The sequence below is a fragment of the Thiorhodospira sibirica ATCC 700588 genome (assembly GCF_000227725.2).
GTDB classification, from domain to species: Bacteria; Pseudomonadota; Gammaproteobacteria; order Ectothiorhodospirales; family Ectothiorhodospiraceae; genus Thiorhodospira; species Thiorhodospira sibirica.
On sequence record NZ_MU255057.1, the window covers coordinates 137,590 to 163,019 of the forward strand.

General features: G+C 56.9%; 17 protein-coding genes. 14 read left to right on the forward strand and 3 right to left on the reverse strand.

The features are described 5' to 3' along the window. Positions 1 to 62 precede the first annotated feature (62 nt). From rplK to argA, 9 genes are all read left to right on the forward strand, one after another. Positions 63 to 494 (forward strand): 50S ribosomal protein L11, encoded by a 432-nt coding sequence (rplK, locus tag THISIDRAFT_RS14195; protein ID WP_006786960.1) that lies wholly within the window; start codon positions 63 to 65, stop codon positions 492 to 494. 1 nt (position 495) lies between these two features. Next, a complete protein-coding gene (rplA, locus tag THISIDRAFT_RS14200; RefSeq protein ID WP_006786961.1) occupies positions 496 to 1,185 on the forward strand; it encodes a 50S ribosomal protein L1 in 690 nt (229 codons plus the stop codon). Positions 1,186 to 1,463: 278 nt separating this feature from the next. Then, positions 1,464 to 1,994 carry a 50S ribosomal protein L10 gene (gene rplJ, locus THISIDRAFT_RS14205; protein ID WP_006786962.1) on the forward strand — a complete coding sequence of 177 codons (531 nt, stop codon included), beginning with the start codon at positions 1,464 to 1,466 and terminating at the stop codon, positions 1,992 to 1,994. Positions 1,995 to 2,048: 54 nt separating this feature from the next. Next, complete coding sequence (rplL, locus tag THISIDRAFT_RS14210; protein WP_006786963.1) at positions 2,049 to 2,423, forward strand: 50S ribosomal protein L7/L12; 375 nt, start codon at positions 2,049 to 2,051, stop codon at positions 2,421 to 2,423. A gap of 264 nt (positions 2,424 to 2,687) precedes the next feature. Next, positions 2,688 to 6,767, forward strand: a complete 4,080-nt coding sequence (gene rpoB, locus THISIDRAFT_RS14215; RefSeq protein ID WP_006786964.1) for a DNA-directed RNA polymerase subunit beta — start codon at positions 2,688 to 2,690, stop codon at positions 6,765 to 6,767. Next, positions 6,767 to 10,981, forward strand: coding sequence for a DNA-directed RNA polymerase subunit beta' (gene rpoC, locus THISIDRAFT_RS14220; protein ID WP_006786965.1), 4,215 nt, complete (start codon positions 6,767 to 6,769; stop codon positions 10,979 to 10,981). The genes rpoB and rpoC overlap by 1 nt, the downstream gene beginning before the upstream one ends. Positions 10,982 to 11,161: 180 nt before the next feature. Next, positions 11,162 to 11,530 carry a YajD family HNH nuclease gene (locus tag THISIDRAFT_RS14225; protein ID WP_006786966.1) on the forward strand — a complete coding sequence of 123 codons (369 nt, stop codon included), beginning with the start codon at positions 11,162 to 11,164 and terminating at the stop codon, positions 11,528 to 11,530. Between the two features lie 17 nt (positions 11,531 to 11,547). Continuing rightward, the gene (locus tag THISIDRAFT_RS14230) at positions 11,548 to 12,195 is read left to right on the forward strand and encodes an arylesterase (protein WP_006786967.1); all 648 of its coding nucleotides are present in this window, start codon (positions 11,548 to 11,550) and stop codon (positions 12,193 to 12,195) included. Between the two features lie 32 nt (positions 12,196 to 12,227). Then, the gene (gene argA / locus THISIDRAFT_RS14235; protein WP_006786968.1) at positions 12,228 to 13,580 is read left to right on the forward strand and encodes an amino-acid N-acetyltransferase; all 1,353 of its coding nucleotides are present in this window, start codon (positions 12,228 to 12,230) and stop codon (positions 13,578 to 13,580) included. Between the two features lie 50 nt (positions 13,581 to 13,630). Here argA and THISIDRAFT_RS14240 read toward each other — a convergent pair whose 3' ends face one another. Further along, positions 13,631 to 14,641, reverse strand: a complete 1,011-nt coding sequence (locus THISIDRAFT_RS14240) for a class 1 fructose-bisphosphatase (protein ID WP_040851864.1) — start codon at positions 14,639 to 14,641, stop codon at positions 13,631 to 13,633. Positions 14,642 to 15,033: 392 nt separating this feature from the next. Here THISIDRAFT_RS14240 and THISIDRAFT_RS14245 point away from each other — a divergent pair, with 392 nt between their 5' ends. The 3 genes from THISIDRAFT_RS14245 (at position 15,034) to amt (ending at position 17,533) form a co-directional block, all read left to right on the forward strand. Next, entirely contained in the window at positions 15,034 to 15,705 is a 672-nt protein-coding gene (locus THISIDRAFT_RS14245) for a TorF family putative porin (protein WP_006786970.1), read from the forward strand. A gap of 82 nt (positions 15,706 to 15,787) precedes the next feature. Next, a complete protein-coding gene (gene glnK / locus THISIDRAFT_RS14250) occupies positions 15,788 to 16,126 on the forward strand; it encodes a P-II family nitrogen regulator (protein WP_006786971.1) in 339 nt (112 codons plus the stop codon). Positions 16,127 to 16,321: 195 nt separating this feature from the next. Further along, positions 16,322 to 17,533, forward strand: a complete 1,212-nt coding sequence (gene amt / locus THISIDRAFT_RS14255) for an ammonium transporter (RefSeq protein WP_050984861.1) — start codon at positions 16,322 to 16,324, stop codon at positions 17,531 to 17,533. A gap of 156 nt (positions 17,534 to 17,689) precedes the next feature. On the opposite strand, the gene THISIDRAFT_RS14260 is transcribed toward amt, so the two are convergent. Both THISIDRAFT_RS14260 and argH read right to left on the reverse strand, forming a co-directional pair. Beyond that, positions 17,690 to 18,277, reverse strand: a complete 588-nt coding sequence (locus THISIDRAFT_RS14260) for an NADPH-dependent FMN reductase (protein WP_006786973.1) — start codon at positions 18,275 to 18,277, stop codon at positions 17,690 to 17,692. A gap of 114 nt (positions 18,278 to 18,391) precedes the next feature. Then, on the reverse strand, positions 18,392 to 19,771 hold the full coding sequence (gene argH / locus THISIDRAFT_RS14265; protein WP_006786974.1) for an argininosuccinate lyase: 1,380 nt from the start codon (positions 19,769 to 19,771) through the stop codon (positions 18,392 to 18,394). A gap of 301 nt (positions 19,772 to 20,072) precedes the next feature. On the opposite strand from argH, the gene THISIDRAFT_RS14270 reads away from it, so the two are divergent. Both THISIDRAFT_RS14270 and dnaE read left to right on the forward strand, forming a co-directional pair. Next, positions 20,073 to 21,266, forward strand: coding sequence for an ABC transporter permease (locus THISIDRAFT_RS14270; RefSeq protein WP_006786975.1), 1,194 nt, complete (start codon positions 20,073 to 20,075; stop codon positions 21,264 to 21,266). A gap of 30 nt (positions 21,267 to 21,296) precedes the next feature. After that, positions 21,297 to 25,307: a DNA polymerase III subunit alpha gene (gene dnaE / locus THISIDRAFT_RS14275; RefSeq protein ID WP_006786976.1), complete on the forward strand. Its 4,011-nt coding sequence runs from the start codon at positions 21,297 to 21,299 to the stop codon at positions 25,305 to 25,307. The last annotated feature ends 123 nt before the right edge of the window (positions 25,308 to 25,430 follow it).

The window sequence follows — 25,430 nt, forward strand, 5'->3', positions numbered from 1 at the left end:
ATTGCTGTTTCCCAGGGGAGCCGTTCAGGCGCTATCACCCATATCTCAGGAGTTCTCTTCGTATGGCTAAGAAAATCGAAGCGTATGTCAAGCTTCAGGTTCCCGCCGGTAAGGCCAATCCAAGCCCGCCGGTGGGCCCCGCGCTCGGTCAGCGCGGTGTCAATATCATGGAATTCTGCAAGGCCTTCAATGCGCAAACACAAAGCCTTGAGCCAGGTCTGCCGATTCCAGTGGTGATCACGGTCTATTCCGACCGCAGCTTCACCTTTGTCACCAAAACTCCTCCGGCATCGGTATTGCTGAGAAAGTCCGTTGGCCTTGCCAAAGGCTCGGCAACGCCCAACACCAACAAGGTTGGCAAGGTGACGCGGGCACAGCTGGAAGAAATCGCCAAGGTCAAGCAGCCTGATCTGACGGCTGCCGATCTGGAGGCAGCCGTGCGGTGTATTGCCGGCAGTGCGCGCAGTATGGGTCTGGAAGTCGAGGAGGTCTGAGATGGCAAAATTAAGCAAGCGGATGCGGGCCATTCGTGAAAAAGTCAGCTCCACCAAGAGCTATCCTGTGATTGAGGCGTTTGAGCTGCTCAAATCCCTGCCGGCGGCCAAATTTGCCGAATCTGTAGATGTCAGCGTCAACCTGGGGGTTGATCCGCGTAAATCCGACCAGGTGGTACGCGGTGCTACGGTACTGCCCAACGGAACGGGTAAATCTGTAAGAGTTGCCGTATTTGCTCAGGGTGCCAATGCCGAGGCGGCCAAGGCGGCCGGCGCCGATATCATCGGCATGGATGATCTGGCTGCCCAGGTCAAAGCCGGCCAACTGGATTTTGATGTGGTCATTGCCAGCCCGGATGCGATGCGCGTGGTCGGTCAGCTCGGCCAGATTCTGGGGCCGCGTGGTTTGATGCCGAACCCCAAGGTAGGCACCGTGACCCCGGATGTGGCCACGGCGGTGAAGAATGCCAAATCCGGTCAGGTGCGTTACCGTACTGACAAGGCCGGGATCATTCATTGCACCATCGGCAAGGTCAGCTTTGCCCCAGAGGCGCTGCATGAAAACCTCAATGCCCTGCTGGCGGATTTGAACAAGATGAAGCCATCCGCTGCCAAGGGTATTTACATGAAAAGGATCACTGTCTCCACGACGATGGGGCCGGGGATCATGCTGGATCAAAGCAGTCTGTAAGCGTTTTTTGTGGTGCCATCTTGCGGATGGTGCCACATTTGCAGGTTGGAGGACGGCTGTGATGATGCAGCCTTCCGTCCAAGACCGCAGGTGTCACGCACCTTAGATGTGACTTAAATCATGCCTGCGCAGACGGTGTCCCCCGATTCAGTCATTGGCTGTGGTTGTGGGTGTGCCGTATTCGGTAGCCGTTTTGTGCCGTTGTCAGGCATGAGATGGTTTTTCTTTTGCAAAAACCGCTGTGTATAAGGTTTTTGCGGTTTTAAGGAGACTCAATCGTGGCATTAACACTGGAAGACAAAAAACGCATTGTCTCTGAAGTGGCTGCGGTGGCTTCTCAGGCGCATTCCGCGGTTGCAGCTGAGTATCGCGGACTTACCGTAGGTGAGATGACCGAACTGCGCGCCAAGGCGCGTCAAAATGGCGTCTATCTACGGGTGGTGAAGAATTCCCTGGCCCGCCGTGCGGTCGAGGGAACCAGCTTTGCATGTATGCAGGAAGGATTGGTCGGCCCTTTGGTGCTGGCATTTTCGCAAGACGATCCCGGTGCTGCAGCAAGGCTGATTAAAGACTTCGCCAAGGATCATGCCAAATTACAGGTCAAGCTGGTGTCCGTCAGTGGACAACTGCTTGGTCCGGCTGATCTTGAGCGCCTGGCCAGTATGCCGACCCGTGATCAAGCTATCAGTATTTTGATGGCCACCATGAAAGCGCCGCTTGATAAATTCGCTCGCACGCTTAATGAAGTTCCCGGCAAACTGGTGCGCACCGTTGCTGCCGTTCGTGATCAAAAGCAGTCCGCTGCTTAATCCCCATCACCACATGAATCGGGTGAAAACCTGTCTCGCTTAGGAGTATTTAGCATGGCCGTTTCTAAAGAAGATATCCTGGAAACCATTTCCAACATGACCGTTTTGGAGATCGTTGATCTGATCTCTGCCATGGAAGAAAAATTTGGCGTTAGCGCTGCCGCTGCTGTGGCGGCTGCCCCGGTGGCTGTGGCTGCCGAAGCGGCTGCTGAAGTCAAAGACGAATTTGATGTCGTCATGACCAGCTTTGGTGCCAACAAGGTCAACGTGATCAAGGTGATCCGTGCGATCACCGGTCTGGGTCTGAAGGAAGCCAAGGATATGGTTGAATCGGCACCGGCTACGGTCAAAGAAGCCGCGAATAAGGAAGAAGCCGAAAAGATCAAGAAAGAGCTTGAAGAAGCCGGCGCCAGCGTTGAGCTTAAGTAAGCCCAGGCGTTTATTGTCTGGATTGCGGTGGGCGCTGTCATTGCTGGCAGCGTTTCGCCGTTTGCCTTGGCCTGACACGGCATTCGTTTTGTACGCGCCAGCTTAGATATTTGCTTGATTGTACAGTTTGTTAGTTGCCAGGCTCACTGGCATTGATCATTATTTGGAGGCCGGCGGTGCTACACCCCCGGCCTTTTCTTGCTTGTCCCGGCTCACCATCGCTTTGGTTGAGTGTATCGGGGGTTCTTAGTGTGAGGAATTGCAATGGCTTACAGCTACACCGAGAAGAAACGCATTCGCAAGGACTTCGGCAAGCGTCCGCAGATCCTCGAAGTCCCTTATCTGCTGACCACGCAGCTTGAATCATATCGCCGTTTTTTGCAAGCCGATACGCCCGTCAAAACGCGTGAGGATGTCGGCCTACATGCCGCCTTCAAGTCGGTGTACCCGATTGTGAGCTATTCCGGTCATGTCGAGCTTGAATATGTGAGCTATCGCCTCGGCACCCCGGTGTTTGATGTCAAGGAATGCCAATTACGCGGCCAGACCTATGCCGCCCCACTGCGCGTTTTATTGCGGCTGGTGATTTATGACAAGGAAGCTCCGGCTGGCTCCCGCGTGATCAAGGATGTCAAGGAACAGGAAGTGTATATGGGCGAGCTGCCCCTGATGACCGAAAACGGCACTTTCGTGATCAACGGCACCGAGCGCGTCATCGTGTCCCAGCTGCACCGCTCCCCTGGGGTGTTTTTTGACCACGACAAGGGCAAGACCCATTCCTCGGGCAAGCTTTTGTTTAATGCGCGGATCATTCCCTATCGCGGCTCCTGGCTGGATTTTGAATTTGATCCCAAGGATTGCGTGTTTGTGCGCATCGACCGTCGGCGCAAACTTCCCGCGACGGTGTTGCTGCGTGCCCTGGGCATGGATACCGAAGAAATTCTGCGTACCTTTTTTGCCACCAATACCGTCACCTTCACCGAAGAAGGCTTCGATCTGGAGCTACTCCCGGAACGCCTGCGCGGTGAAACGGCGGCCTTTGATATTGTGCTGGGAGATAAGGTGTTGATTCCTGCCGGGCGGCGCATCACTGCCCGCCATGTACAGCAAATGGAACAAGCTGGCCTGCGCTCGCTCAATGTCAGCGGTGAATATCTGGAAGGACGGCTGCTGGCTCATGCCATCGTTGATGAAGACAGCGGTGAGGTGGTGGCACCGGCGAATGAACCACTGACCCAGGAGCTGCTGGAAAAGATTCGCCAGGCCGGGGTCACGTCATTTCGTACCCTGTACACCAACGAACTGGATCACAAACCCTTCATCTCCAACACCTTAAATATTGATGTAACGCGCTCGCAGCTGGAGGCGCAGGTCGAGATTTACCGGGTCATGCGTCCGGGTGAACCGCCGACCAAGGAAGCGGCCGAGAATCTGTTTAACGGCCTGTTTTTCGCCGAAGATCGCTATGATCTGTCCCCGGTTGGGCGGATGAAATTCAATCGCCGTGTCGGGCGTGAGGAAACCGAAGGTTCCGGCGTCCTGGAAATCCGCGACATTCTCGATGTGCTCAAGGTATTGATTGACATCGGTAACGGCAACAATCAGGTGGATGACATCGACCATCTGGGCAACCGTCGGGTGCGCAGCGTCGGTGAAATGGCAGAAAACACCTTCCGCGTCGGCCTGGTACGGGTTGAACGGGCGGTCAAGGAACGCCTGAGCGTGGCGGAAAGCGAAGGGCTGATGCCTCAGGAGCTGATCAACGCCAAGCCGGTTGCGGCTGCCATCAAGGAATTTTTTGGCTCCAGCCAGCTCTCGCAGTTTATGGATCAAAACAATCCCCTGTCCGAGGTCACGCACAAGCGGCGTATCTCTGCCCTGGGGCCAGGCGGTCTGACCCGCGAACGGGCCGGCTTTGAGGTGCGCGACGTGCATCCCACTCACTATGGCCGCGTCTGCCCGATTGAAACCCCGGAAGGTCCGAATATCGGTCTGATCAACTCGCTGGCGGTGTATGCCCGCACCAATCACTACGGCTTTCTGGAAACCCCCTATCGGCGCGTCGTTGACGGGCGGGTGACCGAGGACATTGTGTATCTGTCGGCGATTGAAGAAGGGCAATTCCTGATTGCCCAGGCCAACGCGACCCTGGATGAGGAAGGGCGCCTGATTGACGAGCTGGTATCCTGCCGTCAACAAAATGAATTTACCCTGTCGACCCCGGATAAGGTCGATTTTATCGACGTATCGCCCAAGCAGATCGTCTCTGTGGCGGCGGCACTGATTCCCTTCCTCGAACACGACGACGCCAACCGCGCCTTGATGGGCTCCAACATGCAGCGCCAGGCCGTACCCTGTCTGCGTGCCGAAAAGCCGCTGGTGGGCACTGGCATTGAGCGCACCGTTGCCATTGACTCGGGTTCTTCGATTGTGGCGCGGCGTGGTGGTGTGGTCGATTCCGTGGATGCGGCGCGCATTGTCGTTCGGGTCAATGATGATGAGGCTGAGGCCGGAACCTCGGGGGTGGATATTTACAATCTCACCAAATACACCCGCTCCAATCAGAACACCTGTATCAATCAGCGACCGCTGGTGAACGTCGGCGATGTGATTGCGGCGCGTGATGTGCTGGCTGATGGTTCATCCACGGATCTGGGTGAGCTGGCGCTGGGGCAGAATATGCTGATCGCCTTCATGCCCTGGAATGGCTACAACTTTGAAGACTCCATCCTGATTTCTGAGCGCGTGGTGCAGGAAGACCGCTTTACCTCGATTCATATTGAGGAGCTGACCTGTGTGGCCCGCGATACCAAGCTGGGCTCCGAGGAAATCAGCGCCGATATTCCCAACGTCTCGGAAAGTCTGCTGTCCAAGCTGGACGAATCGGGGATTGTCTTTGTGGGTGCCGAGGTGCGCGCCGGGGATATTCTGGTGGGCAAGGTGACACCCAAGGGCGAGACTCAGCTCACGCCTGAAGAAAAGCTGTTGCGCGCCATCTTTGGTGAAAAAGCCAGCGATGTCAAAGATACCTCGCTGCGCCTGCCCTCTGGCATGGAAGGCACGGTGATTGACGTGCGCGTGTTTACCCGTGATGGGGTGGAAAAAGACAAGCGTGCCCAGGAGATTGAGGAAACCGCGCTGGCGGCAGTGCGCAAGGATCTCAAAGATCAGCTGCGCATCTACGAAGAAGACCTCTATGACCGGGTGGAAAAGCTGCTGCTGGGCAAAGTCGCCGGGGGTGGCCCCAATGGCCTGGCCGATGGCGCCAAAATCACCAAGTCCTATCTGGCTGATCTGCCCCGCGAACGCTGGTTTGAGGTGCATCTGCGCAATGAAGACGCCAATACCCAGCTGGAGGCCATTGCCGAGCAGGTCAAGCAGCAGCGTGAAGCCTTTGAACATAAATTCAAGGAGCAAAAGGCCAAGCTGATCACCGGTGACGATCTGGCACCAGGGGTTTTGAAGATGGTCAAGGTCTACGTGGCGGTCAAACGGCGCATGCAGCCGGGTGACAAAATGGCTGGACGCCACGGCAACAAGGGGGTGATCTCGATGATCGTGCCCGAGGAGGATATGCCGCATCTGGAAGATGGCACCCCTGTAGACATCGTGCTCAACCCGCTCGGGGTGCCTTCGCGCATGAACGTGGGGCAGGTGCTGGAGGTGCATTTGGGCTGGGCGGCTAAAGGACTGGGGCAAAAAATCGCCCGCATGGTCGATGCCAAGGTCAAGATGGATGAATTGCGCAGCTTTTTGGACAGCTTCTATAACCTTGGCAATATCGACAAGGTACATCTGGAGACACTGAGCGACGAGGAAATCCTCACCCTGTGCAAGAATCTGCGCGGCGGTGTACCCATTGCCACCCCGGTGTTTGACGGGGCGACGGAGGCCGAGATCAAGACCTTGCTGCGCATGGCTGAACTTCCCGTCAGTGGTCAAAGCACCTTGTATGATGGCCGCACCGGCGAGGCCTTTGATCGCCCGGTGACGGTGGGCTATATGCACATGCTCAAGCTCAATCACCTGGTAGATGACAAGATGCACGCCCGCTCGACCGGTCCGTACAGCCTGGTTACCCAGCAGCCGCTCGGTGGTAAAGCCCAGTTTGGCGGTCAGCGCTTCGGGGAAATGGAAGTCTGGGCCTTGGAGGCTTATGGTGCCGCCTACACCCTGCAAGAGATGCTCACGGTCAAATCCGATGATGTGCAGGGGCGCAACAAGATGTACAAAAACATTGTTGATGGGGATCATCGCATGGAAGCCAATTTGCCGGAATCTTTCAATGTGTTGATGAAAGAAATCCGTTCGCTCGCCATTAACATCGAATTGGAGCAGGATTGATGAAAGATCTTTTGCAGCTGTTTACCCAGCAAGGGCAGGTCGAGGAATTTGATGCCATTCGCATCGGCCTGTCATCCCCGGACATGGTGCGGGCGTGGTCCTATGGCGAGGTGAAAAAGCCCGAGACGATTAACTATCGCACCTTCAAGCCCGAGCGTGACGGCTTGTTTTGCGCCAAAATCTTTGGCCCGATCAAGGATTATGAATGCCTGTGTGGTAAATACAAGCGCCTGAAACATCGCGGCGTGGTCTGTGAAAAATGCGGCGTGGAAGTGACCCAGACCAAGGTGCGGCGCGAACGCATGGGGCATATCGAACTGGCCAGTCCGGTTGCGCATATCTGGTTTTTAAAGAGCCTGCCCTCGCGCATTGGTCTGTTGCTGGATATGACCCTGCGGGATATCGAGCGGGTCTTGTATTTTGAGGCCTTCGTGGTCATTGATCCGGGTCTGACGGAGCTGGAACGCTATCAGCTGCTCAATGATGATCAGTATCTGGAAGCCATCGAAAGCTATGGCGATGAGTTTGATGCGCGCATGGGCGCGGAGGCCATCTTTGAACTGTTGCGCACCCTGGATTTGCAGGCCGAGGCCAACAAATTGCGCGGCGAGGTCAATGAGACCAACTCCGAAACCAAGATTAAGCGCATTGCCAAGCGGCTTAAAATCATTGAATCCTTCCTGGATTCGGGGAACAAGCCCGAATGGATGATCCTGACCGTATTGCCGGTGTTGCCGCCGGATCTGCGCCCCCTGGTGCCGCTGGACGGTGGGCGTTTTGCCACCTCAGATCTCAATGATCTGTATCGCCGGGTGATCAACCGCAACAACCGCCTCAAGCGCCTGCTGGAGCTGAATGCCCCGGACATCATCGTGCGCAATGAAAAGCGCATGTTGCAGGAATCCGTTGATGCCCTGCTGGATAACGGACGGCGTGGCCGGGCGATTACCGGCACCAACAAGCGCCCGCTGAAATCTTTGGCCGATATGATCAAAGGCAAGCAGGGGCGGTTTCGGCAAAACCTGCTGGGCAAGCGCGTGGATTACTCGGGGCGTTCGGTGATTGTGGTTGGCCCGACGTTGCGCCTGCATCAGTGCGGCCTGCCCAAAAAGATGGCGCTGGAGCTGTTCAAGCCCTTTATCTTTGGCAAACTGCATCGCCGGGGACAAGCCACCACCATCAAGGCCGCCAAAAAACTGGTCGAGCGTGAAGGCCCGGAGGTCTGGGATATCCTTGATGAGGTGATCCGCGAACATCCCGTCCTGCTCAACCGCGCACCCACCTTGCATCGCCTCGGCATTCAGGCCTTTGAACCGGTGCTGGTGGAAGGCAAGGCGATTCAGCTGCATCCCTTGGTCTGTGCGGCCTTTAACGCCGACTTTGACGGCGACCAGATGGCCGTGCATGTGCCGCTGTCGCTGGAAGCGCAGCTGGAAGCCCGCGCCCTGATGATGTCGTCAAACAACGTGCTCTCGCCAGCCAACGGTGACCCAATCATCGTGCCTTCGCAAGACATCGTGTTGGGGCTGTATTACATGTCACGCGAGCGCATCAATGCCAAAGGTGAAGGGATGCGCTTTGCCGATGTTGATGAGGTGCATCGCGCCTATGAAAACAAGCAGGCCGATCTGCATGCACGCGTGACCGTGCGCATCCGGGAAGTCTTGCTTGATGAGCAGGGCCAGCGCCGGGAGCAGACCGTGCGCCGCGAAACCACCGTCGGACGCGCCTTGTTGTCAAAGATTTTGCCTGATGGGCTGCCGTTTAAACTGGTGGATCGGGACCTTAACAAAAAAGCCATCTCTGGTCTTATCAACGCCTGCTATCGGCAGGTGGGTCTGAAAGAAACGGTCGTTTTTGCCGACCAGTTGATGTATACCGGCTTTTACTACTCCACCCGTGCGGGCTTCTCCTTCGGTATTGATGACATGGTGGTTCCGCCGCAAAAGGCCGATATTCTGGCCGTTGCCGAGGCACAGGTTAAAGAGATCGAGGACCAGTACGAATCCGGTTTGGTCACCAAAGGCGAACGCTATAACAAGGTCGTGGATATCTGGTCGCATACCAACGACGAAATTGCCAAGGCGATGATGGATCGCCTCAAAAAAGAAACCGTGATCGACGCTCAGGGCAATTCCGTTGATCAGGCCTCCTTTAACTCCATTTATATGATGGCCGACTCCGGCGCGCGTGGTTCCAGTGCGCAGATTCGCCAGCTGGCGGGGATGCGCGGCCTGATGGCCAAGCCCGACGGCTCGATCATCGAGACCCCGATTACGGCAAACTTCCGCGAAGGTCTCAACGTTCTGCAATACTTCATCTCCACCCACGGAGCGCGTAAAGGTCTGGCCGACACCGCCCTTAAAACCGCTAACTCCGGGTATCTGACCCGCCGTCTGGTGGATGTGGCGCAGGATCTGGTGGTCACCGAAACCGATTGCGGCACGGAACACGGCATTGTCATGAAGCCGATCATCGAAGGTGGCGATGTGGTTGAGCCGCTGCGCGAGCGGGTGCTTGGGCGCGTTCTGGCCCGTGATGTCTATGCCATCGGTATGGATGACCCGCTGCTGACCGCTGGCACTCTGCTGGATGAAAAAGCCGTGGATCAGATGGAAGCGGCGGGTATCGATGAGGTATTGGTGCGCTCAGCGATCACCTGTGAAACCCGCTATGGCATCTGCGCCATGTGCTATGGGCGCGACCTGGCGCGGGGCCATCTGGTCAATATCGGCGAAGCGGTGGGCGTCATTGCCGCGCAATCCATCGGTGAACCGGGCACCCAGCTGACCATGCGCACCTTCCACATCGGTGGCGCGGCCAGCCGTACTGCGGCAACCAGCAATATTAACGTTAAATCCAAAGGCCAGATTCGCCTGCACAACATCAAAACCGTGACCAATCGCCACGGCCACTTGGTAGCAGTATCGCGTTCGGGTGAAATCGGGGTGATTGACGAGCAGGGACGCGAACGCGAGCGCTACAAATTGCCCTATGGCGCGGTCATTATGGTCAGCGAAGGCAAGACGGTTGAAGCCGGTCAGGAAATCGCCACCTGGGACCCCTTGAGTCACCCGATTATCACCGAGGTGGCCGGACGGGTGCATCTGATCGACTTCATCAAAGAAGTCACCGTCAAGGAAGAAACCGACGAAACCACCGGCCTGACCTCGGTGCGCATTCTCGACCCCAAACAGCGGCCCAGTGCGGGTAAGGAACTGCGTCCGACGGTGAGGCTCCTCGGGGAAAAAGGCGAAGAGCTATGCCTGGCGGGGACAGAAATCCCGGCCCAGTATGCGCTGCAAGCCAATGCCATTGTCCGCATGGAAGACGGCGCGCAGGTGGAAGTGGGTGACGTGATTGCCCGTATCCCGCAAGACTCCTCCAAAACCCGCGATATTACTGGGGGCTTGCCGCGAGTGGCTGACCTGTTTGAGGCCAGAAAACCCAAAGAACCGGCGATTCTGGCCGAGCGTTCCGGTACCGTCAGCTTTGGCAAGGACACCAAAGGCAAGCAGCGCATCATCATCAAAGATGACAAATCCGGTGAAGAGTACGAAGAGCTCATCCATAAATGGCGACAGGTCAACGTCTTTGAAGGTGAGCATGTGGAGCGCGGTGAAATCATCGTCGATGGTGAGCTTAATCCGCACGACATCGTGCGTCTGCTCGGGGTTTCTGCCCTGGCTGAATATCTGGTCAAAGAGATTCAGGATGTTTACCGTCTGCAGGGGGTAAAGATCAACGACAAGCATATCGAGGTGATCAATCGGCAAATGATCCGCAAGGTGGAAATCACCGACCCAGGCGATACCCGCTTTTTGGCCGGTGAACAGGTTGATCGTGCCCGCGTGCTGGAAGAACATACACGACTGGCCGACGATCAGTATCCTTGCAAGTACGACCGGGTATTGTTGGGGATCACCAAAGCCTCGCTGGTGACGGAATCCTTTATCTCTGCGGCCTCCTTCCAGGAAACCACGCGCGTCTTGACCGAGGCCGCTGTGCGTGGCGGCAAAGACGATCTGCGTGGCCTGAAAGAAAACGTTATCGTCGGGCGTCTGATTCCTGCGGGTACCGGTCTGGCATACCACAATGAACGTCGCCGCAAACGGCACAGCGGGCTTTTACTGCTTAAAGCAGAACAGCCTGCCGCCAACAAGACTCCGGCCTCCGGCAAATCCGTTGCCAAAAATGCGGATTCCGAGGTTTAAACCCACGTCATTGCTTGTTTTGCCCTTCTTTAATATTGCGGGTGCGCCATGCACCCGCAGTCTTGCCGTGTTATCAAGCCAGCCCATACGTTCCCGCCTGACTGTGAACCCGGCTAAAAATTTGCTAAATTTAGCCCATGATCATGCTAAATTGTGCACTTTCTTTGAGATCTTCATCCCATGAGCAAAATCACTAAACCTGCGACCTCCCGGCTGGATCAAGTTGTTGCCGATGCCCGTCGTTATCGCGATGAGCAGGAACGTGGCTACCGCGCCAGGGCGCTGGAGCTGTACCCGTGGATTTGTGGGCGCTGTTCACGCGAGTTCAGCCGGACCAACCTGCATGAACTCACCGTGCATCACAAAGACCATAATCATGACAATAATCCGCAAGATGGCAGCAATTGGGAGCTGTTATGTCTGTATTGTCATGACAATGAGCATCAGCGCCTGCTGGAAGCCGCCAGTGGTCATGGTGGCGGGAGCAGCAAAAAAGGCGCGGATGTGACCTACCAGCCCTTTGCCGCCTTAAAAGATCTGCTGAAATAACCCGCAGAGGGCTTGGTGTGTCACATCAAAAAATCCTGCCGGCGAGGTGGGCGCTGTTACGCGGTCTGTGGGTGCTTGCGCTGCTGCTCGGGCTGTGGGGCTGCAGCAAGGCGCCACCGCCGTTAGCACCCCTTTCCTGGGATGCCACCCTGCTCGCCTTTGGCAATAGCCTGACCTTTGGCACCGGTGCCGCACCTGAGCAAAGCTATCCCGCGCAACTGGCCCAATTGACCGGGCGCACCGTGATCAATGCCGGCGTACCGGGCGAACTGAGCGAGCAGGGGCTGGCGCGTCTGCCAGAACTGTTGGCACAACACCAGCCGGATCTGCTGATTCTGACGCATGGCGGCAATGATCTGTTGCGCCGGATGGAACCCCAAGCTGTGCAAGCCAATCTGGCCGCCATGATTGAGTACGCGCACAGCCAAGGCGTTGCCGTGGTCTTGCTGGGGGTGCCAACCCCGGCGCTGTTGCGTCTGCGCACCGCGCCGCTGTATCACGATCTGGCCAGGCAATTTGCAATCCCGCTGGAAGATGGCGCGCTGGCTTACATCCTGTCGAAAAATGCGCTCAAGGCCGACCCCATTCATCCCAATGCTGACGGTTATCAGATCCTTGCAGCGCGCATCCATCGCCTGCTGCAAGATGCCGGGGCGCTGGATTAAACCCATTATCGCACTGATTTAACGAGCACGGCTTGCCCCATTCTTCCCCGCTGGCGTGGTTTCGCGCCGCCGCACCTTACATCAACGCCCATCGCGGGCGCACCGTGGTCATCGCCTTTGAGGGCGAGGCCCTGCAGGATCCCCGCTTCCCCGCGCTGATTCATGATATCGCCATGCTCCACAGTCTTGGCGTGCGTCTGGTCTTAGTGCATGGGGCGCGCATGCAAATCGAACAGCAACTGCGCCAGACCGGGCAAACATTGCGCTATGTCAATGGCCTGCGAGTCACGGACACTCAGGCATTGAGCGTGGTAAAAGCCGTGGTCGGCCAACTGCGCATAGACATTGAGGCCCTGCTGAGCCAGGGCTTGGCAAATACCCCGATGGCCGGGGCGCAAATCGAAGTCATCAGCGGCAACCATGTGATCGCCCGCCCACTGGGGGTGCGCAATGGCGTGGATTATCAGCACACCGGCGAGGTGCGCCGCATTGACGCCACGCGCATCAACCGTCATCTGGAACAGGCACAGATCGTCTTGTTATCTCCGCTGGGCTATTCTCCCACCGGCGAGGTCTTTAACCTCAGCAGCGAAGAGGTGGCCACCACCGCCGCCGTCGCCCTCAACGCCGATAAACTGATTTTCCTTAGCGAAAGCGGCCCATTAAAAGACGCCCACGGTGCGCTCATTGGGCAATTGACGGTTGCCCAGGCCCAGCAACTGCTACACCAGTGCGAAGCCGGGCAATGCCCACTGCTGCAGCGCCAGCTCAGCCAGGCGGTTAATGCCTGCATGCACGGCATTGCCCGCGTACACATCCTCAATCGCCGTGCTGATGGGGCAGTATTACTGGAGCTGTATACCCACGATGGCGTAGGCACACTGATCACCGCAGAATCTTTTGAACAACTGCGGCCAGCGCGTATTGAAGACATCGGCGGGATATTGGAACTGATCGGCCCACTGGAAAGCCAGGGCATCCTGGTGCGCCGCTCGCGGGAACAACTGGAACTGGAAATCGAACGCTTTACGGTGATTGAGCGCGACGCCAAAATACTCGCCTGCGCCGCCCTCTACCCCTTCGCCAGCGATGGCGTAGCGGAACTGGCCTGCCTGGCCGTACATCGTGACTACCGCGATGGCGGACGTGGGGATCGCCTGCTCGAACACCTCGAAACCCAGGCCCAGACCCAAGGCATTAGCCGCCTGTTTGTCCTGACCACACATACCGCCCACTGGTTTTTAGAGCGCGGCTTTACTGCCGACGCCCTCGATGCCCTGCCCATAGCCCGGCGTGAGCTATACAACTGGCAACGCAACTCCAAAATCTTTAGCAAAACCCTAAACCGCCCCCGCCGCCGCCACTATCAAAACGAAACCGGTTAAGCGTTCAAAAGCCCCTTCTGTATAGAAAGAAGGGGCGGTGAGCGGTTTTTTTAAGCCTGGTGATAGCTGGTCAGGCGTTCCACCTCGTTTTTGGAACCCAGCACCACGGCGACGCGCTGATGAATATCCTGAGGAGTTAGGGTCATGATCCGTTCGCGCCCATTGGTGGCCATGCCGTTGGCCTGTTCAACAATGAAGCTCATCGGGTTGGCCTCATACATCAGGCGCAGTTTGCCGTCTTGTCCCTTGGCCTTGAGTTTGCTGTCAGAGGGATACATGAAAATCCCGCCACGCACCAAAATGCGATGCACCTCAGCGACCATGGAGGCAATCCAGCGCATATTGAAATCCTTGCCACGCACACCGTCTTTTCCTGCCAGACATTCATCAATGTAGCGCTTCACGGGTGGCTCCCAAAAGCGCATATTGGAAGCATTAACCGCAAATTCCTGGGTGTCTTCAGGAATCGTGACGTTTTCGTGGGTCAGCAAAAATTCCCCGAAATCCCGATCCAGGGTAAACATATTCACCCCAGAGCCGGTGGTCAGCACCATCATGGTAGACGGCCCATACAGGCAATAACCCGCCGCAATCTGCGTCACCCCCGGCTTGAGAAAATCCTCGGTGCCTGGATTTTCAACCCCCGGCGGGGCCTTGAGAATCGAGAAAATGGTACCCACGGAAACATCGACATCAATATTGGAGGAGCCATCCAGCGGATCAAACAGCACCAGATATTTCCCCCGCACATAATCTGCCGGGAGGTGATAAATCTCGTCCATCTCCTCGGAGGCCAGCGCCGCCACATGGCCATTATGTGCCAAGGCCTCGATAAAGATCTCGTTGGAGATCACATCCAGCTTTTTTTGCTGCTCGCCTTGTACATTTTCTGAACCCGCCGTGCCCAGAATACCGACCAGATCGCCCTTATTCACCAGATCGGAGATCTTTTTGCAAGCCACTGCGATGTCGTTTAGCAGACCGGTAAACTCACCGGTTGCGCCCTCGATCGTACGCTGTGCCTCAATGATGTAATTGGTCAGCGTCGTACCGATATACATTTTTGCCATTTACCTACACTCCTGCGTGCTAATGCATGAAATTATTTTAGTTTAGGAATACCGCATGCAGCGGTGGCTACATTGTAGCCCTGCTCAGGGCAGGGGGCTACACCTAATCTGCACCGCTGGCACATTCCCGCATCCATGAGCGTGGCGACAGCGTGTTGCTGCGGGTCTGGGCCAAGGGGGTGCAAACAGGCTTGACGCCAACTTGCACTAAAAAAGTGCAAGTCCGCTTGCCGGTATCGCTTTATGGTGCATTTTGCGCCGGGAATAGGGGAGCGGACATGGCGTTTCGCCCGGTGGCGTGCCTGAAAAAATGGCATGTATTGTGCTATCCATCGACAGGTTATCATCGTGCATCCATTTAAATACTTTTTGAGGAGATCATCATGCAAGCATATCAACGCACGGCAACAGCGTGTGCGGTAGCCAGCATCCTGGCAATTGGCGGACTGGGGGTTTCGGGTCAGGCCATGGCAGAAGTCAGTGCCAATATCGGCATTACCAGCAATTACATTTTTCGCGGCTTAAGTGAATCCGACGATGATGCAGCGGTGCAAGGCGGCGTGGATTATAACCATGCCAGCGGTTTGTATCTGGGCACCTGGGTATCCAGCCTGGGCGGTGGTGGTGATTACGAAATCGACGGCTATTTTGGCTTTGCCAATGAGCTAAGCAGTGGCTTTGGCTATGATCTGGGCTATGTGTATTACGCCTATCCGCGTGCGGATGATTCCGACGCCGGCGAGATCTACCTCAATCTCAGTTTTTCACAGTTTAGCGCCGGGGTTGCCTATGTCATCAATGCCGATGACAGCGACTGGGAAAAGACGCTGTCTTATGAGTTAGGCGCTGAATTTCCGGTGGCGGCAGATATGTCTTTGGGCGCACAGATTGGCTATGTTGATCCCAATCCCTCCGATGATACCAATTATACCTGGTGGTCATTATCACTGAACAAGGCGACCTCCATGGGTGATTTCAGTTTTGCCTATGTGCAAAACGATCTCGATGATGACGATGATCCGCGCTTTCTCGTTTCCTACACCATGAATTTCTAGCCTTTCTGGCATCTTCACAACCGCCAAGCGGGCGGTTTGCTATTTTCTCCCGATCACCTCGGGAGGCATTGCGGAGGAACTGATGAAGCTGATTACTGCGATTATAAAGCCCTTCAAGCTTGATGATGTACGCGAGGCCCTTTCTGAGATTGGCGTACAAGGCATCACGGTGACGGAAGTCAAGGGCTTTGGGCGTCAGAAAGGGCATACCGAGTTATATCGCGGGGCCGAGTATGTGGTGGATTTTCTACCCAAGGTCAAGATTGAGGTTGCCGTTGAAGACGATTTGCTGGAGCAGGTGATTGAATCCATCACCAAATCGGCCAACACCGGCAAAATTGGCGATGGCAAGATCTTTGTCTTCCCGCTGGAGCAGGCGATTCGCATTCGTACCGGCGAAACCGGTGCAGATGCCTTGTAAGTGGCGGTGGCGTCTGCCGTGTGGATCGCCGACGTGCCGTCGGCTGCTCGGGACATAGATTAAAAATTAGCCGAGTACAACTCGGCGATCCAAATCTGGAAGATGCTGCCACGGCGTTGTTTATTTACTGTGTCGATCAATTTGTAGCGGGGGATCTGTATCGTGGAAGGTCAAGTCATTGAGCTGGCATATGCCATGGACACCTTTTATTTTCTGGTGTCCGGGGTGCTGGTTATGTGGATGGCAGCGGGCTTTACTATGCTGGAAGCCGGTCTGGTACGCAGCAAAAGCACCGTTGAAATTTTAACGAAAAATATCGGTCTGTATTCAACCGCCTGCATCATGTACATGCTGGTGGGCTATCAGATCATGTACGGCGAAGGTCTCAACAGCTTCATTCCTGGATTCGGCTTTTTCCTTGATCCGGATAACAGCGTAGAAGGCGTAATCACCAGTGGTGGCGACGACTATTACTCCAAATCCGCCGACTTTTTCTTCCAGGTGGTCTTTGTCGCCACCGCGATGTCGATTGTCTCCGGTGCCGTTGCCGAACGCATGAAGCTGTGGGCCTTTTTATTGTTTGCGGTTGTTATGACCGGCTTTATCTATCCTTTCCAGGCGTACTGGAGCTGGGGCGGCGGCTTCCTGGATGGCCTGGGCTTTAGCGACTATGCCGGCTCTGGCATTGTCCACCTCAGCGGTGCGATGGCAGCACTGGCCGGGGTTTTGCTGCTTGGGGCACGACGCGGCAAATACGGCTCCGGCGGCCAGATCAATGCCTTACCGGGCGCTAATCTTCCCCTGGCCACACTCGGTGTATTTATCCTCTGGATGGGCTGGTTTGGCTTTAACGGCGGCTCTGAACTCAAAGTCTCTGATGTGGATTCTGCAAACGCGGTGGCGATGGTCTTTGTCAACACCAATCTCTCCGCAGCGGGTGGTGTTGTCGCTGCCCTGCTGGCCTCGCGTCTGATGTTTGGTAAAACCGATCTGACCATGGGCCTCAATGGTGCCATTGCCGGACTGGTATCCATCACCGCCTCACCGCACACCCCTGATCCATGGCTGGCCATGCTCATTGGCGTTGTCGGTGGCGTATTGGTCGTGCTATCCATTGTCGCTCTGGATCGGATGCGTATCGACGATCCGGCGGGTGCCATTTCTGCGCATGGTACCGCAGGGATCTGGGGCGTGATGGCGGTGCTGCTCTCCAACTCGGAGGCCACCTTGATCGGACAGCTCGCCGGACTTGGTGCCATCATCGGCTTTGTCTTTAGCCTAAGCCTGATCTTCTGGCTGCTGATCAAAGTCACCATGGGCATACGCATCAGCCAGGAAGAAGAACACCTCGGCGCGGATGTCTCGGAATGCGGTTTGGAAGCGTATCCAGAATTTACCAATAAATGACACAGATGCAGTTGTTTTCTCCTTAACTCCTGCAAGGTGGTGGGTCTTTACGGGCGCGACATGCGCCCGTTTTTTTTGCAAAACGCATTCACCCTACACAGCAACGTTAAGGCCTTATTGCCATAGCCTGTCACCCTGTCAAGTTCCAGTTCGGCCTTACTGTCTGAGCGCTTGGGCCAGGCGGGCGACGGCGGTGCCGACGCTGTGAGCGCTGCGGCGCTGGTTTTCGTCAGTGAGCTGTCCGGCGGCATCAAAGGCGCGGGTGGCGTTGCCCAGGCTCATTTGTTCCGGGACGACGATAAAGCCCAGGTTGGCCAGGTAGTGGCGGGTGTGTTGCAGGGCACGGATACCGCCCAGGCCGCCAGGTGAGGCGGTGCCAACGCCCGCCGGTTTGCCGTGTAAATGCACACCGCCAAAGCGCCCGGAACCATCGGCGAGCGGGCGGGAGATCCAGTCAAAAGTGTTTTTCAACAGCGGCGTAAAAAAGCCGTTGTATTCCGGGCAGGTCAGCAATAGGCCATCATGCTCGGCAAACAGGCTATGCAGGCGGGTGACGTTGGCGGGTAAGCCCTGTTGTTGTTCAAGTTCTTCGTCATAGACGGGCAGTGAATAATCACCCAGCTCGATCAGTTCAACCTCAGCGCCAAGGGTGCGCGCACCTTCCGCCATGACCAGGAGCAGTTTGCGGTTCAGGGATGCTTTACGGGTACTGCCACACAGGGCGAGTAAACGGGGGGTGGACATGCAATACCTCCAGTATTCAAGGGGTTGAGGAGCGCCGACGTGCCGTCGGCTGGTCGGGACGTGGCGGACGCATCCTTGCGTTAGCCTATATCAAGCGACACCTGGAAGGTGTCGCTACGCTTGGCGTGCCGCCTGGATGCGCTGGCGCACCTGTGCCGGGGCAGTGCCGCCGTGCAGCTTACGCGCAGCGACCGAGCCTTCCAAGGTCAGGACCTCAAAGACATCGGCCTCAATGCGTTCACAAAAACCGCGTAATTCCTCCAGGCTCATGTCAGCCAGATCGCGTCCGCTGTGTACACCGTGTTGCACAGCGCGGCCAACCACCTCATGGGCGTCGCGGAATGCCAGACCTTTGCGCACCAGATAATCGGCCAGATCGGTGGCGGTGGCAAAGCCGCGTCGCGCAGCTTCGTACATGACCTCGCGGCGTACCTGAAGATGCGGCATCATATCGGCAAAGGCGCGCAGGCAGCCCAAGAGGGTGTCGATGGTGTCAAACAGCGGCTCTTTGTCTTCCTGATTGTCTTTGTTGTAGGCCAGCGGCTGAGCTTTCATCAGCGTCAGCAGGGCCACCAGATTGCCGTTGACCCGGCCAGTTTTGCCGCGCACCAGTTCGGGCACATCGGGGTTTTTCTTTTGCGGCATGATGGAACTGCCGGTGCAGAAGCGATCGGGCAATTCAATAAAGCCAAACTGGGCGCTGGTCCACAGAATCAATTCCTCGGAAAAGCGCGACAAATGGGTCATGATCAAAGCCCCGGCGGCGCAAAACTCAATGGCAAAATCACGGTCACTGACCGCATCCAAGGAGTTATCGGAAATGCCCTCAAAGCCCAGCAGCTGCGCTACATACGCCCGATCCAGCGGGTAGCTGGTACCGGCCAGCGCTGCAGAACCCAGCGGCAGGATATTCACCCGACGGCGGCAGTCTGCCAGACGCGCATCATCGCGCTTGAGCATCTCAAACCAGGCCAGCAGATGATGCCCGAAGGTCACTGGCTGGGCCGTTTGCAGATGGGTAAAGCCGGGCATGATGGTGTCGGCCTCACGCTCGGCCAGATCCAGCAGACCCTGCTGCAGACGCTGCAACTGCGCCCGGATAAGATCAATGGCCTCGCGCACATACAGGCGGATATCGGTGGCCACCTGATCATTGCGCGAGCGCCCGGTATGCAGTTTTTTGCCGACCTCGCCGATGCGCTCAATCAGCCGCGCCTCAATATTCATATGCACATCTTCGCGGGCAATCGACCAGGTGAACTGACCCTGCTCAATTTCCGCTAAAATGGCATCCAGCCCCTGCACAATGGCCTGACATTCGGCCTCGCTCAGCACGCCAACCTTGGCCAGCATCTGCGCATGGGCTTTGGAGCCGGCGATGTCGTGACGATACAGGCGTTGATCAAAGGCCACCGAGGCGGTGAAGGCTTCAACAAAGGCGTCGGTAGGTTCGGCAAAGCGGCCTCCCCAAAGTTTATCGTGTGCAGCGTTCATGAACTCAACAAGTCAGGGTGTGGTGTGTGTGAATGGGGCATGTTGGCCCGTTGTTTTGCATTTGAGCCTAGCACGCGCTTTGCTGCGTGACAACCGATCTGTGCAAGGCACGCAGGGCAAGCGGTTTGCCGCTATGTGCCCAATTGGAGCGCCGAGTTGTACTCGGCCTGTCGGGACACAGATTAAAAACCTGCTGAGTGCAACTCGGCGATCCATCTTGGCGATTCGTGTGGCGGACGCAGCTTGCGTTCGCTGATAAAGCGACGGCTAGAAGCCGCCGCGACCTTCGGAGGAGAAACTGATGACCATGCCTGCGCCCCTCTCGGCAGAGCGCACACAACGACACGCGCCACAAAGCTATGCCCGGCGGATTTTGGGGGATGTCTTGATCCGCTGGGGGGCGCGCATCGGTTTGCTGTGGATTGGGCTGTTGGTCGTTTTGGCGGTTTTTGCCCCGCTGCTGGCCAATTCGCACCCCTTGTTGCTTTCCGAGCAGGGGGTGATTCACAGCCCCATGTTGGCGCATCTTGGCCCCGTGGACTGGAGTTTATTGCTGTGTGTGTTGATCGCTTTGCCGATCGCTCTGAGCCTGCGCCGCTGGAAAACGCGGCTGTTGTGGGTGCTGGGGTTTTTAGTGACAACGCTCACGCTCACCCATCTTTGGGTGAGTCCGCCGACCTTGGTGATTTACGAGCAATACCGCCAGGCACAGGCCGAGCAGCGTTATGACTGGGTGATTCATGCGCCGATTCCCTACTCACCCAAGGATTATCTGCGCGATTACGGCGACACCGGTCTGGAAGGGCCGTTGACCGGCAGCGAGCGGCGTCATTGGTTCGGCACCGAGGAAAACGGCGCGGATGTGCTCTCGCGCATGATTCATGCCGCCCGCATCGCCCTGGCGATTGGTTTTATTGCCACCGGCATTGCCTTGTCCATTGGGGTGGTGATTGGTGGCCTGATGGGCTATTTTTCCGGGATTGTGGACATGCTGGGGATGCGTCTGGTGGAGATTTTTGAGGCCATCCCCACCCTGTTTTTGCTGCTGACCTTTGTGGCCTTTTTTGGGCGCAGTCTGTACATGATGATGTTTATCATCGGCATCACCTCGTGGTCGGGCTATGCCCGTTATGTGCGCGCAGAATTTTTAAAATTGCGCGGACAGGAGTATGTCCAGGCGGCGATTGCCTGTGGCCTGCCGCTGCATTCGGTGTTATTTCGTCACATGCTCCCCAATGCCATGGCGCCGGTGCTGGTTGCTGCCAGCTTTGGTGTGGCTTCTGCCATTTTGGCGGAGGCCACCTTAAGCTTTCTGGGTCTGGGGCTGGTGGATGATCCGTCCTGGGGGCAGATGCTCAATCAGGCGGTGCAGTCTTCTACATTTAATTGGTGGATGGCGGCCTTTCCCGGCGGTGCGATTTTTCTGACCGTGTTTGCCTATAATCTGTTGGGTGAATCTTTGCGCGATGCGCTTGACCCGCACCTGAAACGATAATCTTATGGCATCGCTGCTCCTCCGCTGGCGATGCCGCAGCCGACTGAAAAATCTGTGAAAATACCTTTTGTTCATCTCCATCTGCACACCGAATTCTCCCTGCAAGACGGCCTGGTACGCATCGGGCCGCTGTGCAAACGCCTCAAGGAGCTAGGGCAACCGGCCTGCGCCGTCACCGACCAGCACAATCTGTTTGGCATGGTGAAATTTTATAAAGCGGCCCTTAAAGCTGGCATCAAGCCTCTGATCGGCGCCGATGTCTGGGTCAGCGCTGCCCGTCTGTCTGAGCCGCCCTCCCGGCTGGTGTTGCTGTGCCAAAATGAGGTCGGCTATCGCCATTTGAGCGTCTTGCTCAGTCGTGCCTATCAGGAGAATCAGCACAGCGGCATACCAATCATTGCCCGCGATTGGCTCGGTCACACAACGGAGGGCTTGATTGCCTTATCTGCAGGCAGCAGCGGCGAGATTGGGCGGGCCTTGCTCAGTCAGTCCGCCCAGGCAGAGGCTTTGGCGGCGCACTGGGCGCGCTGCTTCCCGGATCGCTTCTATCTGGAGTTGATGCGTACCGGGCGTGCTCGCGAAGAAAGCTATCTGCAGGCCGCCGTGGATATGGCCCAAGCCCTGGATTTGCCGGTGGTGGCGACCAACGATGTACGCTTTCTTGACCGGGAGGATTTTGAGGCCCATGAGGCGCGGGTGTGCATTCATCAAGGTCATGTACTGGATGATCCGAGACGGCCACGCCGCTACAGCGAAGAACAATATCTGCGCAGCACCGAAGACATGGCGGCGCTGTTTGCCGATCTGCCCGAGGCCCTGGAAAATACCCTGGAGATTGCCACCCGCTGCAATCTAAGTATCACCTTGGGCAAAAGTGTACTGCCTGATTACCCGGTGCCCCCACCGCTGAGCGTGGATGAGTATTTTCGCATGCAATCGCGCCAGGGGTTAAGCGAGCGCCTGGAACGCCTGCTGCAAGACCCTACCCAGACGATCCCCCGCCAGGCCTATGAAGAACGGCTGGAGATTGAGCTGGATGTCATCTGTCAGATGGGCTTTCCGGGCTATTTTCTGATTGTCGCCGACTTTATCCAGTGGGCCAAGGACAACGGCATCCCGGTAGGGCCGGGACGTGGCTCCGGGGCCGGTTCGCTGGTGGCCTATGCCCTCAAAATCACCGATCTGGACCCCTTACGCTACGAGCTGCTGTTTGAGCGTTTTTTAAACCCCGAGCGCGTCTCCATGCCCGATTTTGACATCGACTTCTGCATGGAAGGGCGTGATCGGGTGATTGATTATGTCGCACAGCGCTATGGCCGGGAGAAAGTCTCACAGATCATCACCCACGGCACCATGGCCGCCAAGGCCGTGGTGCGCGATGTGGGGCGCGTCCTCGGACATCCCTATGGTTTTGTAGACCGCATTGCCAAGCTGATTCCCTTTGAACTGGGCATAACCTTAAGCAAGGCACTGGCCCAAGAAGAAGAACTCAAGCGCCTGTATGAACAGGACGAAGAAGTACACACCCTCATTGATCTGGCGCAAAAGCTTGAAGGCGTGGCGCGCAACGCGGGTAAACACGCCGGGGGCGTGGTCATTGCCCCCTCACAGCTTACCGATTTCTCGCCGCTGTATTGTGAAGCGGATGGCCAAAGCGTAGTCACCCACTTTGACAAAGATGATGTCGAGGCCATCGGTCTGGTCAAATTTGACTTTCTCGGCCTGCGCACCCTGACCATCATCAACTGGGCCGTCCAGGCCATCAACGCCCAGCGCACCCAGGCCCAACTGCCCCCCCTGCGCATCGACGATATTCCGCTCGACGATCAACAGGCCTTTGCCCTGCTCAAGCGCCAGGAAACCACCGCCGTCTTTCAGCTGGAATCACGCGGCATGAAAGAGCTGATCAAGCGCCTGCAACCGGATAATTTTGAAGAAATCATCGCCTTGGTGGCTCTCTATCGACCCGGCCCCCTGCAATCGGGCATGGTAGACGACTTCATCAATCGCAAGCACGGCCGCGCCAAGGTCGAATACCCCCACCCCAGCCTGGAACCGATCCTAAAGCCTACCTACGGGATTATTTTGTATCAGGAACAGGTCATGCAAATCGCCCAGGTTCTCGCCGGCTACAGCCTCGGCGGCGCGGATTTACTGCGCCGGGCCATGGGAAAGAAGAAGCCCGAGGAGATGGCTCAGCAGCGCGAGATATTTGTCAGCGGTTCCAGTGCGAACGGGGTTGTGCAGGACAATGCCAATTACATCTTCGATCTGATGGAAAAATTTGCCGGTTATGGCTTTAACAAAACCCTGGCGGCGGGGACGCGGGTGTATACCGCTGAGGGGATTAAAGCCATTGAGGACTGCAGGCCGGGGGATCAGGTGTTCAGCATGAACCCCGATGGCCGTGTTACGCCCGCTGCGGTGGTGGCGCTGCATGATCATGGTCAGGTGAGTTTATGGGAGGTTCGTTTTCATGATGGCACGGTGGAGCGTTGCACCCTGGATCATAAATGGCTGACACATCATGGTCAGCGGCCTTTGTGGCAGATTATGCAGCACAATGAATCGGTCTGGGGGGTGGCGGCGGACGAAGCCTTGAGCGATCTGGCGGCGCACAGCGCAGGCTGTTTTCCCACGCGGGTGGTGTTACGCCATCCGCGTGCCGTGCGTTTTGTGGGCTGGGCGCAAGGCTATGACCTGGAAGTCGATCACCCCGGCCATAATTTTTTGCTGGCCTCGGGGCTGTGCTGTTCCAATTCCCACTCGGCGGCCTATGCCCTGGTCAGTTATCAAACGCTGTGGCTCAAGGCGCATTATCCGGCGGCGTTTATGTCAGCGGTTTTATCGGCGGATATGGATCACACCGACAAGGTGGTCAACCTGATTGAGGAATGCCGGGCGATGGGACTTGCCGTGGTGCCGCCGCATATCAATGAATCAGGGTATATCTTCACGGCCCGCGATGAACAGACCATCATCTACGGCCTGGGCGCGATTAAAGGGGTGGGCGAGGCGGCCATCGAGACAGTATTGCAGGCGCGCCAGCGGGGCGGGCAATTTCAGGATTTAGACGAGCTGTGCCTGCGCATGGAAGCACAAAAACTCAACCGGCGCACCCTGGAGGCCTTGATTCGGGCGGGCACCCTCGACAGTCTCGGCGCCCATCGCGCCAGCCTGATGGACGCCCTGCCACATGCCATGCTCCGCGCCGATCAGCATCAACGCAGCGCCAGCGCCGGGCAGTTTGATATGTTCGGCATGGCCTTGGAGCCAGTACCCTCGCCGCTGCTCGACGCGGGTACGCAGATCAGCATCGCCACCATTCCCGACTGGGACGATCAAACCCGCCTGCAAGGCGAGAAAGAAACCCTGGGCCTGTATCTTACCGGTCACCCCATTGACCGCTATGAGACAGAACTGCGCGCCATCACCGGCAAAAGCATTGCCGAGTGGACCACCGAGATCTGTGATCACAGCTCACCCGAACGACAAAGCCAGAACAACGATAGAGACGGCAAAAAACGCCGGGCGCCGGAATGTGAGCTCACCGTTGCCGGCTTGATTATCCAGCTGCGCACCCGTCAAGGCGGGCGCGGTAAAATGGGCTTTCTTACCCTGGATGATCGCACCGCTCGCATCGAGGTCGCCCTGTTTGGCGAAGAATACGAGCGCTTCAAACACCTGCTGCACAAAGACCAACTGGTCATCGTCGAAGGCAGCGGCGGCATCGACGAGTTCAACAACGCAGTGCGCATCCGCGCCCGTACCCTGATGTCTTTGGAACAAGCCCGCCGCCAGCTGGCCAAGCGCATGGTCGTGCAACTCAAAGCCCCTGTTAACCACGACCTGATCGCACACTTAGAAAGCCTGCTCAGCCCGCATCGCAATGGCCCATGCCCGGTGTTTATCCACTACGAAAACACCCAGGCCCGCGCCGTGTTTAGACTCGGCCCGCCCTGGCACCTAAACCCCGACGACACCCTCCTAGAACAACTACGCAGCCATCTGGGCAGTGAAGCGATTGAAGTGCATTATTAATTGCGAGTGGGGATTGCTGAACGGAGCTTTTGTCGTTTATTGTCTTGGCATCGGTTCATGCGCATCGAACGGTGCGCTCAGCGCCGAGCACATCACCGAAACCCCTCAATACCTCACTTGCCC

Coding starts and splice junctions, on each gene's coding strand:
- dnaE (WP_006786976.1), top strand. CDS start 21,297: ATGCCGCAGCCGACTGAAAAATCTGTGAAAATACCTTTTGTTCATCTC.
- rplL (WP_006786963.1), top strand. CDS start 2,049: ATGGCCGTTTCTAAAGAAGATATCCTGGAAACCATTTCCAACATGACC.
- THISIDRAFT_RS14225 (WP_006786966.1), top strand. CDS start 11,162: ATGAGCAAAATCACTAAACCTGCGACCTCCCGGCTGGATCAAGTTGTT.
- argH (WP_006786974.1), bottom strand. CDS start 19,771: ATGAACGCTGCACACGATAAACTTTGGGGAGGCCGCTTTGCCGAACCT.
- THISIDRAFT_RS14240 (WP_040851864.1), bottom strand. CDS start 14,641: ATGTATATCGGTACGACGCTGACCAATTACATCATTGAGGCACAGCGT.
- glnK (WP_006786971.1), top strand. CDS start 15,788: ATGAAGCTGATTACTGCGATTATAAAGCCCTTCAAGCTTGATGATGTA.
- rpoC (WP_006786965.1), top strand. CDS start 6,767: ATGAAAGATCTTTTGCAGCTGTTTACCCAGCAAGGGCAGGTCGAGGAA.
- THISIDRAFT_RS14260 (WP_006786973.1), bottom strand. CDS start 18,277: ATGTCCACCCCCCGTTTACTCGCCCTGTGTGGCAGTACCCGTAAAGCA.
- rplK (WP_006786960.1), top strand. CDS start 63: ATGGCTAAGAAAATCGAAGCGTATGTCAAGCTTCAGGTTCCCGCCGGT.
- THISIDRAFT_RS14270 (WP_006786975.1), top strand. CDS start 20,073: ATGACCATGCCTGCGCCCCTCTCGGCAGAGCGCACACAACGACACGCG.
- THISIDRAFT_RS14245 (WP_006786970.1), top strand. CDS start 15,034: ATGCAAGCATATCAACGCACGGCAACAGCGTGTGCGGTAGCCAGCATC.
- rplA (WP_006786961.1), top strand. CDS start 496: ATGGCAAAATTAAGCAAGCGGATGCGGGCCATTCGTGAAAAAGTCAGC.
- rpoB (WP_006786964.1), top strand. CDS start 2,688: ATGGCTTACAGCTACACCGAGAAGAAACGCATTCGCAAGGACTTCGGC.
- amt (WP_050984861.1), top strand. CDS start 16,322: ATGGACACCTTTTATTTTCTGGTGTCCGGGGTGCTGGTTATGTGGATG.